The sequence below is a fragment of the Streptacidiphilus sp. PB12-B1b genome (genome assembly GCF_014084125.1).
Taxonomy (GTDB): domain Bacteria; phylum Actinomycetota; class Actinomycetes; order Streptomycetales; family Streptomycetaceae; genus Streptacidiphilus.
On the sequence record NZ_CP048405.1, the window covers coordinates 1,047,747 to 1,063,834 of the forward strand.

Below are 16,088 nucleotides of genomic sequence, written 5' to 3' on the forward strand. Positions count from 1 at the left end.
CTGCCTCTCCCCGGAGGGGCGGCGCGCCGCGTTTCCGAGCTGCTTCCGGTGTTCCCCTGGGACCGGTTGGAGCCGTACAAGGCCACCGCCGCCGGGCATCCGGACGGCATCGTGGACCTCTCCGTCGGCACGCCGGTCGACCCGGTGCCGGAGCTGGTCCAGGCGGCGCTGACGGCCGCCGCCGACAGCCCCGGCTACCCGACCGTGTGGGGCACGGCCGAGCTGCGCGACGCCCTGGTGGCGTGGGTGGAGCGGCGGCTGGGCGCGACCGGGATCACCCACCGGCACGTCCTGCCGCTGGTCGGCTCCAAGGAACTGGTGGCCTCGCTGCCCGCGCAGCTGGGCCTGGGCCCGGGCGACCGGGTGGCCTACCCGCGGCTGGCGTACCCGACGTACGAGGTCGGCGCGCGGCTGGCCGGTGCGGACCACGCCGTCTACGACGAGCCCTGGGAGGCGGACCCGGACGGGCTGCGGCTGCTGTGGCTGAACTCGCCGTCCAACCCGACCGGCCGGGTGCTGAGCGCGGCCGAGCTGCGGCGCACCGTCGCCTGGGCGCGCGAGCACCGGGTGCTGCTGGTCAGCGACGAGTGCTACCTGGAGCTGGGCTGGGAGGCGGAGCCGGTCTCGGTGCTGCACCCGGACGTCTGCGACGGCGACTACAGCGGCCTGGTGGCGGTGCACTCGCTGTCCAAGCGCTCCAACCTGGCGGGCTACCGCTCGGCCTTCCTGGCCGGTGATCCGCAGGTGCTGGGTGAGCTGCTGCAGGTGCGCAAGCACAGCGGGCTGATGATGGCGGCGCCGGTGCAGGCGGCCACGGCGGTCGCGCTCGGGGACACCGCGCACGTCGCCGAGCAGCGCTCCCGCTACGCCGCCCGACGCGAGGCGCTGCGCGGCGCGCTGGAGGGCTACGGCTTCCGGATCGAGCACTCCGAGGCCAGCCTCTACCTGTGGGCCACCCGCGACGAGCCCTGCTGGGACACGGTCGCGGACCTGGCCGGGCACGGCGTGCTGGTGGCGCCGGGCGAGTTCTACGGCGAGGCCGGGCGGGACTTCGTCCGGGTCGCCCTCACCGCCACCGACGAGCGGGTGGCGGCCGCGGTCAAGCGGCTCGGCGGCTGACGCGGCGCCCTCGGGCGCGGACGCGGGTGGGGCCGGGAGCGGACGTCGCTCCCGGCCCCACCCGCGTTCCGCCGCCCTGCGGCGGCCGGGGTGTCAGACGCCGACGGGCAGGCCGTGGGTCAGGCCGCCGAGGCCGCCGAGGCCGTTGGTCAGGCCGGAGGTGTCGCCCAGGCCGGGCAGGCCGCCGAGCCGCTGGGCCGGGGCCGCGCCGGTGGCGGCGCCGCTGAGGCCGCCGACCTGGTTCAGCGGCAGGCTGCCGGCCAGCGGCAGCGAGGACAGCGGGCTGCTGGGCGCGGCGGCGGGGGCCGCCGCCGGGAGGGAGACGCCGGCCGGGGCGGGCATGGAGCGGGTCAGGCCGCCCACGCCGCCGAGGGAGCCGGTCGGGTTGCCGGTGACCTGTCCCAGCTGCCGGGTCGCGCCGCCCACCACGCCGTCGGTCGCCGGGAGGGCCTTGGACGCCGTGGCGCCGGTCGCGTCGGCGACCGCGGGAACCGCCGCGCCGACCGTGCTGGAGGCGCCGGCGCCGGCCAGCTGGCCGGTCTGGTGGGTGGCGTTCTGCAGGTTGCCGCCCAGGTTGCCGCCGTCCGGCTGACTGACCGCACCGAGGTCGGGCACGGCCGGCAGCATGCTGGCCGCCGAGGCCGAGCCTGCCAGCACGGCCGGGACCGCTCCGGCGGCGACCACGAACGCGGCCTGGGCGATCCGGCGCGAGAGGGGGAGAGACATGAAGCTCCTAGGTGGAGGTGGGAACAGGACCGGTCCGCCGGGCGGACGTGGTGATTACCGCTCCAGGAGCAAGAAGGTTGCGGCCGATCAAGGTAAAGACTTCCCAAAGATCGCATAATCTTTTTCAGGACAAACCAGCAGGAAACGGGCCGCCCTGTCCGCGCCGGAAAACTGTTTCTCCGCCCGTTTTCCAAGGCCGGTCCGGCTCTCCCGACCACTCCGGGGTCCGGCCGTCCGGCCGCCCCGGCGCCACCCGGAAGCGTCAACCGCGAGCCGTACCGGATAACCCGCACGGGGGACGCGGCAGGGCTATTCGGCGGCCACCGAAATGAGCACCGCCGACGAACTGACACCCGAATCTGCGGACTCCTGAGCGGAGGAGCCGGGCACCGGGGCCGAGGCCGAACCGCTCGGCGCCACCAGCGGCAGCCACCCCTGGGTGGACTCCGAGGCGGTCCACTGCTGGCCCGCGTAGCGCACCGAGGCGATGTGCAGGTCCTGGCAGTGCGCCACCGCCCAGGAGGCCACCGCCCAGCCGCGCTGCACCGAGCCGGTCAGCCCCGACCGGGCCTGCACCGTCAGCTGCGCCTGCACCACCGCGGCGGACGGCGAGGGCGAGGCCGAGGCCGGGGAGCCCGCGGCCGGGTCGGCCGGCAGCGGCAGCACCTTCGTCCGCGCCACCGAGCCGAACTCCCTGGCCAGCCGCTGCGACACCGCCGCCGCCCCGGCCGCCGGCGAAGCCGCCGTGCCCACGCTGTTCACCTGGCAGGTCAGCGCCTCCGGGACGCGCCCGGTCAGCGCCCCGGACAGCACCGTCGCATCCGCCTCGTGCTGGGCGTACGCGTCCGGGTAGCCGCTGTGCTGGACGTCCTGCGCCGCCACCGTCAGCGGCAGCTCGGTGTAGCCGGGAACGGCCACCAGCCGGTCCAGGAACCGGTCGGTCGCGTACACCGGGTCGGCGATCTGCGACGCCTGGCCCCAGCCCTGCGAGGGCCGCTGCTGGAACAGCCCGATCGAGTCCAGGTCGCCGCCGCTGAGGTTCTGCAGCTTGGACTCCTGCATGGCCGTCGCCAGCGCGATGGTCGCGGCCTGCTCCGGCAGGTTCCGGGCGACCGTGACCGCGGAGATCGTCCCGGCGTTGTCCGTCTGCTGGACGCCCAGGTTGACGATGCCGTCCGGGCTGGTGGCCGTGCAGCCCTCGGCGATCGGCACCGGCACCAGGTCGGGGTGGTCGCTCAGGTAGAAGCCGATGCCCACCGCCAGCACCAGCAGCAGGACCAGCGGCAGGCAGCCCAGCAGGGCGCGACGGCGGCGGCGGACCGGCGCGTCGACGCCGGAACTCATCATCTCCGTCAGACCCACCGGGCTCTCCTTCCGCGTCGCAGTCGCTGAACCCTATCCACTCGGACGGGCGAGTCGCGCCCGGCGGTTCTGTGCCGCTCGCCACGTGTCCGACACACCCGCCCCGGACCGCCGTAGGCTGGCTGCTCATGACACGAAGCCTCGCCACCGACGCCCCCTCCTCCGCCGTCGAGCTGGACCTCTCCCTGTCCGGCGGGGAGCTCACCGCCCTGCTCGTCGACATCCCCTCGGTCAGCGGCGGCGAGCGGGTCCTCGCCGACGCCGTGGAGACGGCCCTGCGCGGACTGCCGCACCTCACCGTGGACCGGGACGGGGACGCCGTCGTCGCCCGAACCCGCCTGGGCCGCGCCGAGCGGGTGCTGCTGGCCGGGCACCTGGACACCGTCCCGATCGCCGGGAACCTGCCCTCCAAGGTCGAGGGCGACCTGCTGTACGGCTGCGGCACCTCCGACATGAAGGCCGGCGTCGCCGTCCAACTGCGGATCGCCGCCACCGTCACCGACCCCAACCGCGACCTGACCTTCGTGTTCTACGACTGCGAGGAGGTCGAGGCGGCCCGCAACGGCCTCGGCCGGCTCGCCCGCAACCACCCCGACTGGCTGGCGGCCGACTTCGCGGTGCTGATGGAGCCCAGCAACGCCCAGGTCGAGGGCGGCTGCCAGGGCACCATGCGGGCCGAGGTCACCACCGGCGGCCACCGCGCCCACTCCGCCCGCAGTTGGCTCGGCGAGAACGCCATCCACAAGGCCGCGCCGGTGCTCCAGCGGCTGGCCGACTACCGGCCGCGGCTGGTCGACATCGACGGCCTGGAGTACCACGAGGGCCTGAACGCGGTCCGGATCGAGGGCGGCGTGGCCGGCAACGTCATCCCGGACGCCTGCACCGTCACGGTCAACTACCGCTTCGCGCCCGACCGCGACCGGCAGTCCGCCGAGGCGCACGTGCGCGAGGTCTTCGCCGGATTCGACGTCGCCGTCACCGACTTCGCCCCGGGTGCGCTGCCCGGCCTGGCCCACCCGGCCGCCGCCGCCTTCATCGCCGCCACCGGGGGCACCCCGCACCCCAAGTTCGGCTGGACCGACGTCGCCCGCTTCTCCGAGCTGGGCGTGCCCGCCGTCAACTACGGCCCGGGCGACCCCAATCTGGCCCACACCCGGGAGGAGCACTGCTCGCTGGCGGCCGTCGCCGAGTGCGAGCGGCGGATCGCCGACTGGCTGCGGCGATAAAGATCCCACCCGGCCGCCGCCGACCGTCGTACGCTCCCTAGGTATGACTGACGACAAGGTGAACGGCCACAGCCCGGAGGCCATCCGGCCGGGCATGAGGAAGGTGGCGGAGAAGCGGCGCGGCCCGGTGCTGCTCCGCGGCGACCAGGTGGACACCGGGACCACCGACCAGCGGCTGCTGGACTCGGCACAGGACTCCGACTGGCTGCACACCGACCCGTGGCGGGTCATGCGCATCCAGTCCGAGTTCGTCGAGGGCTTCGGCGCCCTGGCCGAACTCGGCCCGGCGGTCAGCGTGTTCGGCTCCGCGCGGACCGCCGTCGGCTCGGCGGAGTACGCGGCCGGGGTGAGCATCGGCCGGGCCCTGGTGGACGCCGGGTACGCGGTGATCACCGGCGGCGGCCCCGGGGCCATGGAGTCCGCCAACCGCGGCGCGCACGAGGCCGGCGGCATCTCGGTGGGTCTCGGCATCGAGCTGCCGTTCGAGCAGGGCCTGAACCAGTACGTGGACCTGGGGCTGAACTTCCGCTACTTCTTCGTCCGCAAGACCATGTTCGTCAAGTACAGCCAGGGCTTCATCGTGCTGCCGGGCGGCTTCGGCACCCTGGACGAGCTGTTCGAGGCGCTCACCCTGGTCCAGACGCACAAGGTGACCCGGTTCCCGGTGATCCTGTTCGGCGTGGACTACTGGTCCGGGCTGGTGGACTGGATCAGGAACACCCTGGTCGCCGACGGCAAGGCGTCCGCCAACGACCTGGAGCTGTTCCGGCTCACCGACTCGGTCGAGGAGGCCATGGACATCCTCGCCGAGGCGGCCCGGCGCAACGGCAAGCACCACCTCCAGCCCGCGCACAACCCCGAGTAGCCCCGGCGGCCCGGCGGTGAGGAGGCCCGGCGGTCAGGCCAGTCCGCGCCGGGCCACCGCCGGCGGCCGGGTGCCCTTGATCGACGCGACCATGTCCAGCACCTGCCTGGTCTCGGCGACCTGGTGCACCCGGTAGACCTGCGCGCCCAGCCACGCCGACACCGCGGTGGTGGCCAGCGTGCCCAGCAGCCGCTCGCCCACCGGCCGGTCCAGGGTCTCGCCGACGAAGTCCTTGTTGGACAGCGACACCAGGACCGGCCAGCCGGTCCCCGTCATCTCCGGCAGCCTGCGGGTGGCCTCCAGCGAGTGCCGGGTGTTCTTGCCGAAGTCGTGGCCGGGGTCGATCAGCACCGACTCCCGGGGCACCCCCAGCGACACCGCCCGCTCGGCCAGCGCCAGCGTCCGCTCCAGGATGTCCGCCATCACGTCCTGGTAGCCGACCCGGTGCGGCCGGGTACGCGGCTCCGCGCCGCCCGCGTGGGTGCAGACGATGCCGACCCGGTACCGCCCGGCGACCTCCGCCAGCACAGGGTCCACCCCGCCCCAGGCGTCGTTCAGCAGGTCCGCGCCGGCCTCGCAGACGGCCTCGCCGACCTCGTGCCGCCAGGTGTCCACGCTGATCACCGTGGTGGGGTGGCGCTTGCGCAGCTCGGCGACGAACGGCACCGTCCGGCGCAGCTCCTCCTCGGTGTCGACCTCCTCGCCCGGCCCGGCCTTGACCCCGCCGATGTCCAGGATGGCCGCGCCCTCGGCCACGGCCCGCTCGGCCGCGGCGAAGGCGGCGTCGTCGGCGAAGGTCGCCCCCCGGTCGAAGAAGGAGTCCGGGGTGCGGTTCACGATGGCCATGATGACCGGCTCGTCCGCGGCGAAAGTCCGCGGTCCGAGTACGAGAGCCATGCGTCCTCCAAGGTACGTACGCCATGATGGTGATTCACTGCTGTGGGGCGTACTCATGATCCCCCACCGGGAGCTGGGAGTGGTGGGCTGTGTTCTGGTTGATCCTCGTCGTGATCGTGCTCGTGGTGGGCGCCGCCGCGCTGGTCGCGCTGGGCGGCGGCGGCTCGCTGCCGGAGGCCGAGCGGGACCGGCTGTCCGCCCGGCTGCCGCTGGACCGCCCGCTGAACCGGGCCGACGTCGACGGGCTGCGCTTCCCGATGGGCCTGCGCGGCTACCGGATGGACGAGGTGGACGACGTGCTGGACCGGCTCGGCGCCGAGCTGTCCCACCGGGACGTGCGGATCGCCGAGCTGGAGACCGCCCTGGCGGCCGCGCTGGACGCCCCGCAGGACGAGCGCACGGCCCCCGCGAGCGCCCCCGCCGCGCCCTCGCCGTCCGGGCCCGCCGCGCCGCCGCAGGAGCCGCAGTCCGGCCCGGAGCAGGCGTGAGCGCCGCACTGGCCGGTCCGGACGGGCTGCTGCGCTGCCCCTGGGCGCTGTCCGCCGAGGACTACCTGGCCTACCACGACGACGAGTGGGGCCGCCCGGTCCACGGCGAGCGGGCGCTGTACGAGCGGATCAGCCTGGAGGCGTTCCAGTCCGGGCTGTCCTGGATCACCATCCTGCGCCGCCGCGAGGGCTTCCGCCGGGCGTTCGCCGGCTTCGACCCGGCGGTGGTGGCCGGCTTCGGCGACGCCGACGTGGAGCGGCTGCTGGCGGACGAGGGCATCATCCGCAACCGGGCCAAGGTGGCGGCGACCATCGCCAACGCCCGGGCCGTGCTGGAGCTGGACGGCGGCCTGGACGAGCTGGTCTGGTCGTTCGCCCCGGACCGCGCCGCCGCCCGCCGCCCGCGCGCCCTGGCCGACGTCCCGGCGGTGACGCCGCAGTCCACGGCGCTGTCGAAGGAGCTGAAGCGCCGCGGACTGCGTTTCGTCGGCCCGACCACGGCCTATGCGCTGATGCAGGCGTGCGGCCTGGTCGACGACCACCTGGCCGACTGCCACGTCACGGTCTGAGGCGCCGGAGCGCTCGCGCCCGGCTCGGACCGGGCGCGGCTCGGGCTCGGCGCGGCTCAGGCCCCGGTGTAGCGGGGCTTCTCCTTGGCGAGGAACGCCTGCACCGCGATCCAGTGGTCGGCCGACTTCCCGGCCCGGGTCTGCAGCTCGTCCTCCTTGGCCAGGGTCTCCACCAGCGAGTGCGAGGTGCCGTAGGCCAGCGACTCCTTGATGGAGGCGTAGGCCACGGTCGGGCCCTCGGCCAGGGTGCGGGCGAAGGCCAGCGCGGTGGCGGCCAGTTCGGCGGACGGGACCACCCGGTGGGCCAGGCCCAGCGCCAGCGCGTCGGCGGCCGGGACGGTCTGCGGGAACATCAGCAGCTCGGCGGCCTTGGCCTGGCCGACCAGCCGGGGCAGCGTCCACGAGGCCCCGGAGTCGGCGCTGAGGGCCACCCCGGCGAAGGAGGTGTTGAAGCCGCCGTGGTCGGCCAGGATCCGGAAGTCGCAGGCCCAGGCCAGGCCCGCGCCGGCGCCCGCGGCCACGCCGTTGATGCCCGCCACGACCGGCTTGGGCATCGAGGCGATGGCGGTGACCAGCGGGTTGTAGTGGTCGCGGACGGTGGTCAGCGCGCCCTCGCCGCCCTCCCGGGCCTCCACCAGCTTGCCCAGGTGCTCCTTGAGGTCCTGGCCGACGCAGAAGGCCCGGTCCCCGGCGCCGGTCAGCAGCACCGCCCGGACCTCCGGGTCCTGCTTGGCGGTGGCCATGGCGTCCCGCAGCCCCACCTTGGTCGCCGTGTCCAGCGCGTTCATCGCCTCCGGCCGGTTGATGGTGACCACGGCGAGCCCGTCGGTCAGCTCGTACAGAACGCTGTCGGCCATGCGCATCTCCTATTACTGATCAGTAGTCCCGGTCTCAGCATGACGGATCGACCGGGAGCGGGGTGGTGTGACGTAGGCCACGTCAGAGTCCGGGCGGACGCCCGGGTGCGCCGCGCGCACAGGGCGCCGCGGGTGGAGCGGGGAACGGCCGAAAGGGAACTGAGGAGCGGTCGGAAACCGCTCCGGTACGGCCGTGCTGGGTGTTCTGGGGCGGGAGGGAGCAGTGATGTTGGTCATCAGGTGCCCCGATGCGGGATACTGGGGTCCGATCAATGCGTTCGATACCTGCGGTGGACGGGCCGTGGGTGCGTCGGCAAGCAGGTTCGCAGGAAGGGGAACGAGCATGGCGGCCATGAAGCCGCGGACGGGCGACGGCCCGCTCGAGGTGACCAAGGAGGGGCGGGGCATCGTCATGCGAGTACCGCTCGAAGGCGGCGGGCGGCTGGTGGTCGAACTGACCCCGGACGAGGCCGACGCGCTCGGCGATGCGCTGAAGAAGGTTTTCGGCTGAACGACCCCCTCCGGGTCCTGGTACGGGCGCAGACGCCGTACCGAGTGTGGCTCTGGGCTCGCATCCCGCTTCGACGGGGAGCGGGCCCAGGGCCGCACTCGTTTTGTTTTCCGGGCCGTCGCGGCCCGCCGTCACCGGCGCAGCGCGCACAGCAGGCCGTCGCCGACCGGCAGCAGCACGCTCAGCAGCCCCGGGTGCTCCCGCACCGTGCTGACCAGTGCCCGCGCGGCGTGCGCCCGGTCGTCGTAGGAGTCGGCGTCCAGCGCGCTGAGCGCGCCCTCGAAGCAGACCATCCCGCCCGGGCGCAGCAGGCGCAACGATTCAGCGAGGTACTCCGGGCCCTCGGCCGGGTCGCCGTCGCAGAACACCAGGTCGTACTGGCCGTCCGCGAGCCGGGGCAGGACGTCCAGGGCCGGGCCGGGGATGCAGCGGGCGCGCCCGGAGGGGAATCCGGCCGCGGTGAACGCCTCCCGGGCCTGGCGTTGCAGCCCGGGTTGGATGTCGACGGTGGTCAGCACCCCGTCCGCGCGCATGCCGCGCAGCAGGCAGATCCCCGACACGCCCGCGCCGGTGCCGATCTCGACCACGGCCTTGGCGTCCAGGGCGGCGGCCAGCAGCCGCAGCGCCGCCCCGCTGCCGGGGGAGACCGGCCGTACGGCGGCCAGATCCGACTGGGCCCGGGCCAGGTGCAGTGCGTCGTCCTCCAGGGCATAGGCGTCGGCGAGACCCGCGTCCGACTGCCCGTAGCCGGCGATGGCTGCCCCTTAGTCCGTTGCCTGCGCGGTGTCCGCCGCGTCGTGAGTCGACATTTCAGGCCACAGGTTAGTGGGTAGCGGCGGAACCCGGCGTGGCCGTGGACCGTTGTGACGGATGGGTAAGGTGCCCGGGGCTCCCCGGGCGAAACCCCCGCGGTGTGCATAGCCGCAGGTGGGGTTGTACGGTGATTGGCTTTTATCCGGAACTAACGGGCGAGGCGGCTATGGTGGTGGCTCTGCTTGGCAGAAGAGTCGATCGAGGAGGTGTGGTCGAGGGGGGCGCCCGTTCGCGGCACTTTCGCGGCCACGCGCCAGACCTGACGCCGAAGCCCGTGATGAGTGAGCCACAGCCCGAGCAAGCGCAGAGTACGCACACCGCCTCCTTCGACGAGGACGGCGCTACCCCGACGTGGACTCCCCCCAGCTGGGAGGAGATCGTCCAGACGCACAGCGCGCGGGTCTACCGGCTTGCCTACAGACTCACGGGCAACCAGCACGACGCCGAGGATCTCACCCAGGAGGTCTTCGTCCGGGTGTTCCGCTCGCTGTCCACCTACACCCCCGGCACCTTCGAGGGCTGGCTGCACCGGATCACCACCAACCTGTTCCTGGACATGGTCCGCCGCAAGCAGCGGATCCGCTTCGACGCGCTCGCCGAGGACGCCGCCGAGCGGCTGCCCAGCCGCGAGCCCTCCCCGGCGCAGCACTTCTACGACACCCACTTCGACGCCGACGTGCAGCAGGCGCTGGACACCCTCGCGCCGGAGTTCCGCGCGGCGGTCGTGCTCTGCGACATCGAGGGCCTCTCCTACGAGGAGATCGCCGCGACCCTGGGCGTGAAGCTGGGCACCGTCCGCAGCCGCATCCACCGGGGCCGGGCCCACCTGCGGGCCTCGCTGCAGCACCGGGCGCCGGGCGCGCACGAGGGCCGGGAGCGCCGCGGCGCGTCCGCCGACGCCGCCGACGACGCCCAGGGCACCGCTCTGGCCACCGCCAACGGCGCCGCCGGGCCTGCCGACGAGCTGACGGAACGGAGGCGGTCCTCGTGACGGAGCGGCCTCGTCGCGCCCGCCAGCCCGAGGTCGTCGTGGAGCTGCGGGTCACCCGCACGGCTCCCGGCGTCCCCGCCGCCGATCAGCACCTCGGCGAGCGGATGGCCGCCTTCGTCGACGGCGAACTCGACCACGACGCCCGCGAGCGGGTGCTGTCGCACCTGGCGACCTGCGCCGCCTGCCTCGCCCGGGCCGAGGAGGAGCGCCGGCTCAAGAGCAGGCTGCAGGCGGCGGCGGCACCCGGCCCGAGCGGCCCGCTGCTCTCCCGGCTGATGGCGATCTCGATGGAGTCCGACGAGGACCGCGGGGCCCCGCCGAGCGGCGGCGGAGGCGGCCAGATCGTGCGCGGCGTGTTCGGCGGCAACTCGCTGGGCAGCGGCGGCGCGGTCTTCGGCAGCGGACTCTTCGGCCGGGGCGCGCTGGGCGCCGAGCACCCGGTGCCCGGGGTGGACCCGCGAGCCGAGCGGTCCATGCCCTTTCGCGGTGGGCCTCGGCCGATCGCGGCCCGGATGGACGCCATGGACGACCCGATGCGCAGACCGGACCGGCCGGCCGAGCCGGTCCGCAGTGCCACGGCCGGTTCGCTGGCCCGTGGCCGCCGCTTCGCCTTCGCCGCGGCCGGGGCGTTCTCGGTCGCCGCGGTGGCCCTGGGCAGCGCCGTCACCGGTGTGACCGCCTCCGGCACGCCGGTGGAGGAGCCCTACGGCAACGTCGCCCCGGTCGCCGACTCCAGCACCGCCGGCGGCGGGCAGTTCCCCGACTTCGGCAGCCGTACCAACAGCCGCATGGTGGCCGCGCCGCTGAACGCGGGCAGCGCCGCCGACCTGGCCAACGCCCTGGACGCCCAGCACGGCGCGGCGTCGCCGACGGCCACGCCCAGCCCCTCGTCACCCACCCTGCCGCTGGTCGGCGGCCGGACCCGCTGACGCCGCCGGTGGTGGGCCGGACGGCCCGGGCCTGGTTGAATCGACCCACTCTCAGGTGCGGTGGAGGGCGGCGTCCGAATGTCCGGCGAAGATCGAGACGGCCACAGCCGTGACGGCGGCAGCCGTGGCGGCATCGGCCCCCGGGGCTGGAGCCACCCCGACGGCCCGGTCGGGCACGGCCCCGGCTTCGCCCTGCCGCCGGGCCGCCCGGCCGCCGCGCCGGACACCAGCCCCCGCACGCCGGCCCCCCGCACGCCGGCCCCCGCACGGCCCTGGGCGGCGCGGCAGCAGCCCCGGGGGGTTCGCCGGGCCCGGGCGGGCCCGGGGCTCCGGCGCGGCGCGCCACCCGGCGCTGAGGACCGCTCTCGGGGCCCTGGCGGTGGTGGTCTGCGCCGGGCTGCTGGGCGGCGGCGTGGGCGCGGTCGTCCAGGGGCAGCAGCAGGGCGGCCGGATCACCCTGCAGCCCGTCCCCGGGGCCAGTCGGCACCTCGGCCCGGACAGCACCGCCGACGTCGTCCAGGCCGCCCTGCCGGGCGTGGTCTACCTGCATGTCAGCGACGGCTCCGACAGCGTCACCGGCACCGGCGTGGTGCTCGACGGCAAGGGGCACATCCTCACCAACAACCACGTCGTCGCCCCGCTCGGGCGGCCCGGGCGGATCACCGTGGTCTTCACCAGCGGCCAGCAGCACGCGGCCGCCGTGGTCGGCCGCGACCCGGTGGCCGACCTGGCGGTGATCCAGGTGGACGGCGTCACCGGGCTGCGCCCGATCGCGCTGGGCTCGGCCGCCGGGCTGCGGGTCGGCGATCCGGTCCTGGCCATCGGCGACCCCTTCGGCCTGCGCTCGACCGTCACCTCGGGCATCGTCAGCTCGCTGGACCGGCCGGTGACCATGGCGGCCACCGGCTCCGGCGGCCCGGCCTACCTGGACGCGCTGCAGACCGACGCGGCGATCAACCCGGGCAACTCCGGCGGCCCGCTGCTGGACTCGGCCGGGGAGGTCGTCGGCGTCAACACCGCCATCCGCTCGGCCGATCCCGACGCGGCCGACCCGTACGGCGCCGACGACGAGGCCGGGAGCGACGGCATCGGCTTCGCCATCCCGATCGACCAGGCCATGCGGGTCGCCGAGCAGCTGATCGACGGCGTGCCCGTCACCCGGACGGCGCTGGGCGTGCTGCTGGACACCGGCTACCAGGGCGGCGGCCGGGTGCTGCGGACCACCCCGGGGAGCGCCGCGGCCGTCGCCGGGCTGCACCCCGGCGACGTGGTCACCGCCGTCGACGGGACGCCGGTGGGCAGCGCGGACGACCTGGTGGCGCTGGTACGCGGGCGCGCCCCGGACGCCCCGGCCCGGCTCACGGTGCAGCGGGCGGGCGCGGAGCTGGTCGTCCCGGTGCGGCTGCGGGCGGTGCGCGGGACGCCCGCCGACGGCGTGGCGTGACCGTTTTCCGGTGCTTCCTCCAGCTCTGCCGGGGGAATTCACGGCCATATCGTCGCCGCCGTACGGTCTCGCGGACACCTGGGGCGATTACTCTGGTCGGATACGGTGCTCGGTGTGCCCTCGGGCTGCCGTTCTCATCTTCCAGGGGAGCTACACGGTGTTCTTCGACATAGGCCCCATCAAGCTGGTGGCGCTGGTGATCCTGGCCGTGGTCATCTTCGGTCCGGACAAGCTCCCCAAGCTGGTCTCGGAGGCGATGGGGTTCATCCGCAAGATCCGCGAGTTCTCCGAGAGCGCCAAGGCGGACATCCGCAAGGAGCTGGGCCCGGAGTTCAAGGACTTCGAGTTCGAGGACCTGAACCCGAAGACCTTCGTGCGCAAGCAGCTCGCGGCCCACGGCGACGACTTCGGCCTCGGCGAGCTGCAGGAGCTGAAGAACGGCTTCTCCAAGGACGCGGCCAGTGCCACGGCCGCGGTCCGCTCCGCCCAGCGCGACCCGCTGGGCAAGGTTCAGCTGGACAAGCCGGCCGGCGCCGTCGCCGCGCCCCTGGCCGCGGGCGAGGCCACGCCGTACGACCTCGACGCGACCTGATCAGACGATCGTCGGTCCGGCCGGGCCGATCCTGTGACCGCTATTGTGCTGAGCGTCACCACGCCAGCACAGGAGGGCCGGGATGGGCACCACCAGCCACACCACGTCGGCCGGGCCGGACACGTCCGACCTGGCCGACGGCTATCTGCGGGCAGAGTTTCCCTGGTACAGCCTGGACGACGGCTGGAGCGGCCGGCGCTGGCTGACGCCGGTCGTCGTCGATCCGGACGGCCGGGTCGACTACGGCTCCATCGGGCACGGTGACGAGCCGACCCGCGACTGTTTCCCCCGCGGCAGCTCCGTCGGCCGGACCGGCACACCCGACCTGAGCGAGAACCGGCGCTTCGCCGTCGTCGTCACCGTGGGCGCCCGCCCCCCGCGCCGCCTCGGCGACGGCACCGGGATGCTGGAGGCCACCTCGGTGGCCTCCGCCGCCTGGCTGGCCGGCTCCGGCCTGCTGGCCGCCACCCACCAGGCGCCGCTCGGCCGGGAGATGCGCCGGGCCTGGCTGGACCAGCAGTCCGCGCTGGCCTGGGAGCTGGCCGACGACCTGCGCGGCCCCGGCTGGTCACCGCTCACCCTGCCGGTCAACGGCATCCCGCAGCCCTTCCGCTACCGGGAGTCCGAGTACGGCTGGGTGCTGGCGGGCGAGGCGCCCGGCGTCCACCTCGGCGCCTACGGGCGCGGGGTGAGCGCCTACGCGCTGGGGTTCACCACGGTGACCGACCTGGCGGCCTACGGTCAGGGCTGCTCGGTGAGCGCCCCGACCAGGACGAACTCGTTGTAGCGGAACAGCTTCCCGGCGCTGCGCGGGAACGGGAACGAGTAGCTGCGCCGCACCTCGATCCCGGCGTCGGCGGCGACCTCGCGCAGCCCGTCGAAGTCGATGAAGTGCACATGCGTCGCGTCCGAGGCGTAGCCCGCCTCCTGCGGGGTGATCAGCACCACCGAGCCCCCGGGCCGCACGTACGGCAGGTAGGAGGTCAGCACGTCCCGGCCCAGCTGCGGGTCCATGTGCTCCAGCACGTGGGCGCAGAGCAGGCTGTCGAAGGAGCCGGGCCGGGCCTCGGGCGAGTCGGGGAACTCGTCCGAGGTGAAGGCGTTCAGCCCGCGCGAGCGGGCGGTCGCCACCGAGGTGGCGTTGTGGTCCACGCCGACGCTGCCGGGATCGCAGTTGGCGAGGTTGCGGCCGAGGCCGCAGCCGACGTCCAGGACGCGGCCGAGCCGCAGTCGGCGGAGGTTCCAGCGGTACGGCGCCTGGGTCGGCAGCAGCCGCTTGAAGCCGACCCGTTCCAGGGCGACCAGCCGGTCGGTGTAGCTGCGGCCCTCGGTCGAGGCGGCGGTGTTGTGCGGAGCAGAAGTCATCGGGGGAGGGACTCGCTTCCGGGGGGTGGACCGCTGACTGCGCGCGGTCTCCTTACTTTTCGGCGCTCACCGTAACCCGTGCGGTAAGAGCACGGTAGGTATCCGGGCTGACAGTTTCCTGAATTCGGCCCGGTGCCGACCGGCCGACCAATGGTCGGATATTCCTAGAACTTGTTCCGCGGGGTGATGCCCAGCGACAGCCCGGAGAGCCCGCGCTGGCGGTTGGACAGCTTGCCGGCGATGCCGCGCAGCGCCGCACCCGCGGGCGACTCCGGGTCGCTGAGCACCACCGGCTTGCCCTCGTCGCCGCCCTGGCGCAGCCGCACGTCGATCGGGATGCTGCCGAGCACCGGCACCCGGGCCCCGGTGGCCTTGGTCAGCGCCTCGGAGACGGTCTGCCCGCCGCCGGTGCCGAAGACGTCCACCATCTCGCCGCAGTGCGGGCAGGGCATGCCGGACATGTTCTCGATGACGCCGACGATGGTCTGGTGCGTCTGCAGCGCGATCGTCCCGGCCCGCTCGGCGACCTCGGCCGCGGCCTGCTGCGGGGTGGTGACGATGAGTATCTCGGCGTTGGGGACCAGCTGCGCCACCGAGATGGCGATGTCGCCGGTGCCCGGGGGCAGGTCCAGCAGCAGCACGTCCAGATCGCCCCAGTAGACGTCGCCGAGGAACTGCTGGAGGGCGCGGTGCAGCATCGGCCCGCGCCACACCACCGGGGCGTTGCCGGGGGTGAACATGCCGATGGAGATCACCTTCACGCCGTGCGCCGACGGCGGCATGATCATGTTCTCGACCTGGGTCGGACGCCCGTCCACCCCCAGCATCCGCGGCACGCTGTGGCCGTAGATGTCGGCGTCCACCACGGCGACCTTCAGGCCGTCGGCGGCCAGCGCCGCGGCGAGATTCACCGTTACGGATGACTTGCCGACCCCGCCCTTGCCGGAGGCGACCGCGTAGACCCGGGTCAGCGAGCCCGGCTGGGCGAACGGGATCTCCTTCTCGGCCTTGCCGCCGCGCAGCATGGCGGCCAGCTCCTGGCGCTGCTCGGTGCTCATCACGTCCAGCTCGACCGCGACCGAGGTGATGCCGGGCACCGCCGCGACCGCCTCGGTGACCCGGCTGGTGATGGTCTCCCGCATCGGGCAGCCGGAGACGGTGAGGTAGACGGCGACCCGGGCCGCGCCCGCCGCGTCGATCTCGACCGACTTGACCATGCCCAGCTCGGTGATCGGCCGGTGGATCTCCGGGTCCTGCACGGTCCCGAGGGCCGTGCGTACGGACTCCTCCAGTGCCGTCGTCTGCGTGTCAGAAGCCATGCAGTGAATGGTACG

Annotated in this window: 18 protein-coding genes; 11 read left to right on the top strand and 7 right to left on the bottom strand. The window is 74.1% G+C overall.

The window, feature by feature from the left end; genetic code table 11:
* On the top strand, nucleotides 1-1,119 hold the full coding sequence (gene dapC / locus GXW83_RS04860) for a succinyldiaminopimelate transaminase (protein WP_225447435.1): 1,119 nt from the start codon (nucleotides 1-3) through the stop codon (nucleotides 1,117-1,119).
* A gap of 93 nt (nucleotides 1,120-1,212) precedes the next feature.
* On the opposite strand, the gene GXW83_RS04865 is transcribed toward dapC, so the two are convergent.
* Both GXW83_RS04865 and GXW83_RS04870 read right to left on the bottom strand, forming a co-directional pair.
* Nucleotides 1,213-1,845 carry an ATP-binding protein gene (locus GXW83_RS04865; protein ID WP_182441667.1) on the bottom strand — a complete coding sequence of 211 codons (633 nt, stop codon included), beginning with the start codon at nucleotides 1,843-1,845 and terminating at the stop codon, nucleotides 1,213-1,215.
* Between the two features lie 309 nt (nucleotides 1,846-2,154).
* A complete protein-coding gene (locus GXW83_RS04870; protein ID WP_182441668.1) occupies nucleotides 2,155-3,207 on the bottom strand; it encodes a hypothetical protein in 1,053 nt (350 codons plus the stop codon).
* A 128-nt stretch (nucleotides 3,208-3,335) separates the two neighbouring features.
* On the opposite strand from GXW83_RS04870, the gene dapE reads away from it, so the two are divergent.
* A complete protein-coding gene (gene dapE, locus GXW83_RS04875; protein WP_182441669.1) occupies nucleotides 3,336-4,433 on the top strand; it encodes a succinyl-diaminopimelate desuccinylase in 1,098 nt (365 codons plus the stop codon).
* A gap of 94 nt (nucleotides 4,434-4,527) precedes the next feature.
* The gene (locus GXW83_RS04880) at nucleotides 4,528-5,298 is read left to right on the top strand and encodes a TIGR00730 family Rossman fold protein (protein WP_182447088.1); all 771 of its coding nucleotides are present in this window, start codon (nucleotides 4,528-4,530) and stop codon (nucleotides 5,296-5,298) included.
* A gap of 33 nt (nucleotides 5,299-5,331) precedes the next feature.
* Here GXW83_RS04880 and folP read toward each other — a convergent pair whose 3' ends face one another.
* The gene (gene folP, locus GXW83_RS04885) at nucleotides 5,332-6,195 is read right to left on the bottom strand and encodes a dihydropteroate synthase (protein WP_182441670.1); all 864 of its coding nucleotides are present in this window, start codon (nucleotides 6,193-6,195) and stop codon (nucleotides 5,332-5,334) included.
* An 89-nt stretch (nucleotides 6,196-6,284) separates the two neighbouring features.
* Here folP and GXW83_RS33815 point away from each other — a divergent pair, with 89 nt between their 5' ends.
* Both GXW83_RS33815 and GXW83_RS33820 read left to right on the top strand, forming a co-directional pair.
* Nucleotides 6,285-6,683 (top strand): DivIVA domain-containing protein, encoded by a 399-nt coding sequence (locus tag GXW83_RS33815; RefSeq protein ID WP_225446761.1) that lies wholly within the window; start codon nucleotides 6,285-6,287, stop codon nucleotides 6,681-6,683.
* Nucleotides 6,680-7,252 carry a DNA-3-methyladenine glycosylase I gene (locus GXW83_RS33820; RefSeq protein ID WP_225446762.1) on the top strand — a complete coding sequence of 191 codons (573 nt, stop codon included), beginning with the start codon at nucleotides 6,680-6,682 and terminating at the stop codon, nucleotides 7,250-7,252. Before GXW83_RS33815 ends, GXW83_RS33820 begins: the two co-directional genes overlap by 4 nt.
* Before the next feature lie 56 nt (nucleotides 7,253-7,308).
* On the opposite strand, the gene GXW83_RS04895 is transcribed toward GXW83_RS33820, so the two are convergent.
* Nucleotides 7,309-8,109: an enoyl-CoA hydratase-related protein gene (locus tag GXW83_RS04895; protein ID WP_182441672.1), complete on the bottom strand. Its 801-nt coding sequence runs from the start codon at nucleotides 8,107-8,109 to the stop codon at nucleotides 7,309-7,311.
* 343 nt (nucleotides 8,110-8,452) lie between these two features.
* On the opposite strand from GXW83_RS04895, the gene GXW83_RS04900 reads away from it, so the two are divergent.
* A complete protein-coding gene (locus tag GXW83_RS04900; protein WP_152645929.1) occupies nucleotides 8,453-8,620 on the top strand; it encodes a DUF3117 domain-containing protein in 168 nt (55 codons plus the stop codon).
* A gap of 131 nt (nucleotides 8,621-8,751) precedes the next feature.
* On the opposite strand, the gene GXW83_RS04905 is transcribed toward GXW83_RS04900, so the two are convergent.
* On the bottom strand, nucleotides 8,752-9,375 hold the full coding sequence (locus GXW83_RS04905; RefSeq protein ID WP_182447089.1) for an O-methyltransferase: 624 nt from the start codon (nucleotides 9,373-9,375) through the stop codon (nucleotides 8,752-8,754).
* A gap of 335 nt (nucleotides 9,376-9,710) precedes the next feature.
* Between GXW83_RS04905 and sigE the strand changes: the two genes are divergently transcribed.
* The 5 genes from sigE to GXW83_RS04930 all read left to right on the top strand — a co-directional run bounded on the left by sigE (nucleotide 9,711) and on the right by GXW83_RS04930 (nucleotide 14,176).
* Nucleotides 9,711-10,424 (top strand): RNA polymerase sigma factor SigE, encoded by a 714-nt coding sequence (sigE, locus tag GXW83_RS04910; RefSeq protein ID WP_370466556.1) that lies wholly within the window; start codon nucleotides 9,711-9,713, stop codon nucleotides 10,422-10,424.
* Entirely contained in the window at nucleotides 10,421-11,353 is a 933-nt protein-coding gene (locus GXW83_RS04915) for an anti-sigma factor (RefSeq protein ID WP_182441673.1), read from the top strand. Before sigE ends, GXW83_RS04915 begins: the two co-directional genes overlap by 4 nt.
* A 379-nt stretch (nucleotides 11,354-11,732) precedes the next feature.
* Complete coding sequence (locus GXW83_RS04920) at nucleotides 11,733-12,797, top strand: S1C family serine protease (protein WP_182441674.1); 1,065 nt, start codon at nucleotides 11,733-11,735, stop codon at nucleotides 12,795-12,797.
* Nucleotides 12,798-12,954: 157 nt separating this feature from the next.
* Nucleotides 12,955-13,389 carry a sec-independent translocase gene (locus GXW83_RS04925; RefSeq protein ID WP_182441675.1) on the top strand — a complete coding sequence of 145 codons (435 nt, stop codon included), beginning with the start codon at nucleotides 12,955-12,957 and terminating at the stop codon, nucleotides 13,387-13,389.
* 82 nt (nucleotides 13,390-13,471) lie between these two features.
* The gene (locus tag GXW83_RS04930) at nucleotides 13,472-14,176 is read left to right on the top strand and encodes a hypothetical protein (protein ID WP_182441676.1); all 705 of its coding nucleotides are present in this window, start codon (nucleotides 13,472-13,474) and stop codon (nucleotides 14,174-14,176) included.
* On the opposite strand, the gene GXW83_RS04935 is transcribed toward GXW83_RS04930, so the two are convergent.
* Together GXW83_RS04935 and GXW83_RS04940 are read right to left on the bottom strand one after the other, a co-directional pair.
* Nucleotides 14,131-14,754, bottom strand: a complete 624-nt coding sequence (locus GXW83_RS04935; protein ID WP_182441677.1) for a bifunctional 2-polyprenyl-6-hydroxyphenol methylase/3-demethylubiquinol 3-O-methyltransferase UbiG — start codon at nucleotides 14,752-14,754, stop codon at nucleotides 14,131-14,133. The two genes, GXW83_RS04930 and GXW83_RS04935, sit on opposite strands and share 46 nt — an antisense overlap.
* 164 nt (nucleotides 14,755-14,918) lie before the next feature.
* Complete coding sequence (locus GXW83_RS04940) at nucleotides 14,919-16,073, bottom strand: Mrp/NBP35 family ATP-binding protein (RefSeq protein ID WP_182441678.1); 1,155 nt, start codon at nucleotides 16,071-16,073, stop codon at nucleotides 14,919-14,921.
* Between the last annotated feature and the right edge of the window lie 15 nt (nucleotides 16,074-16,088).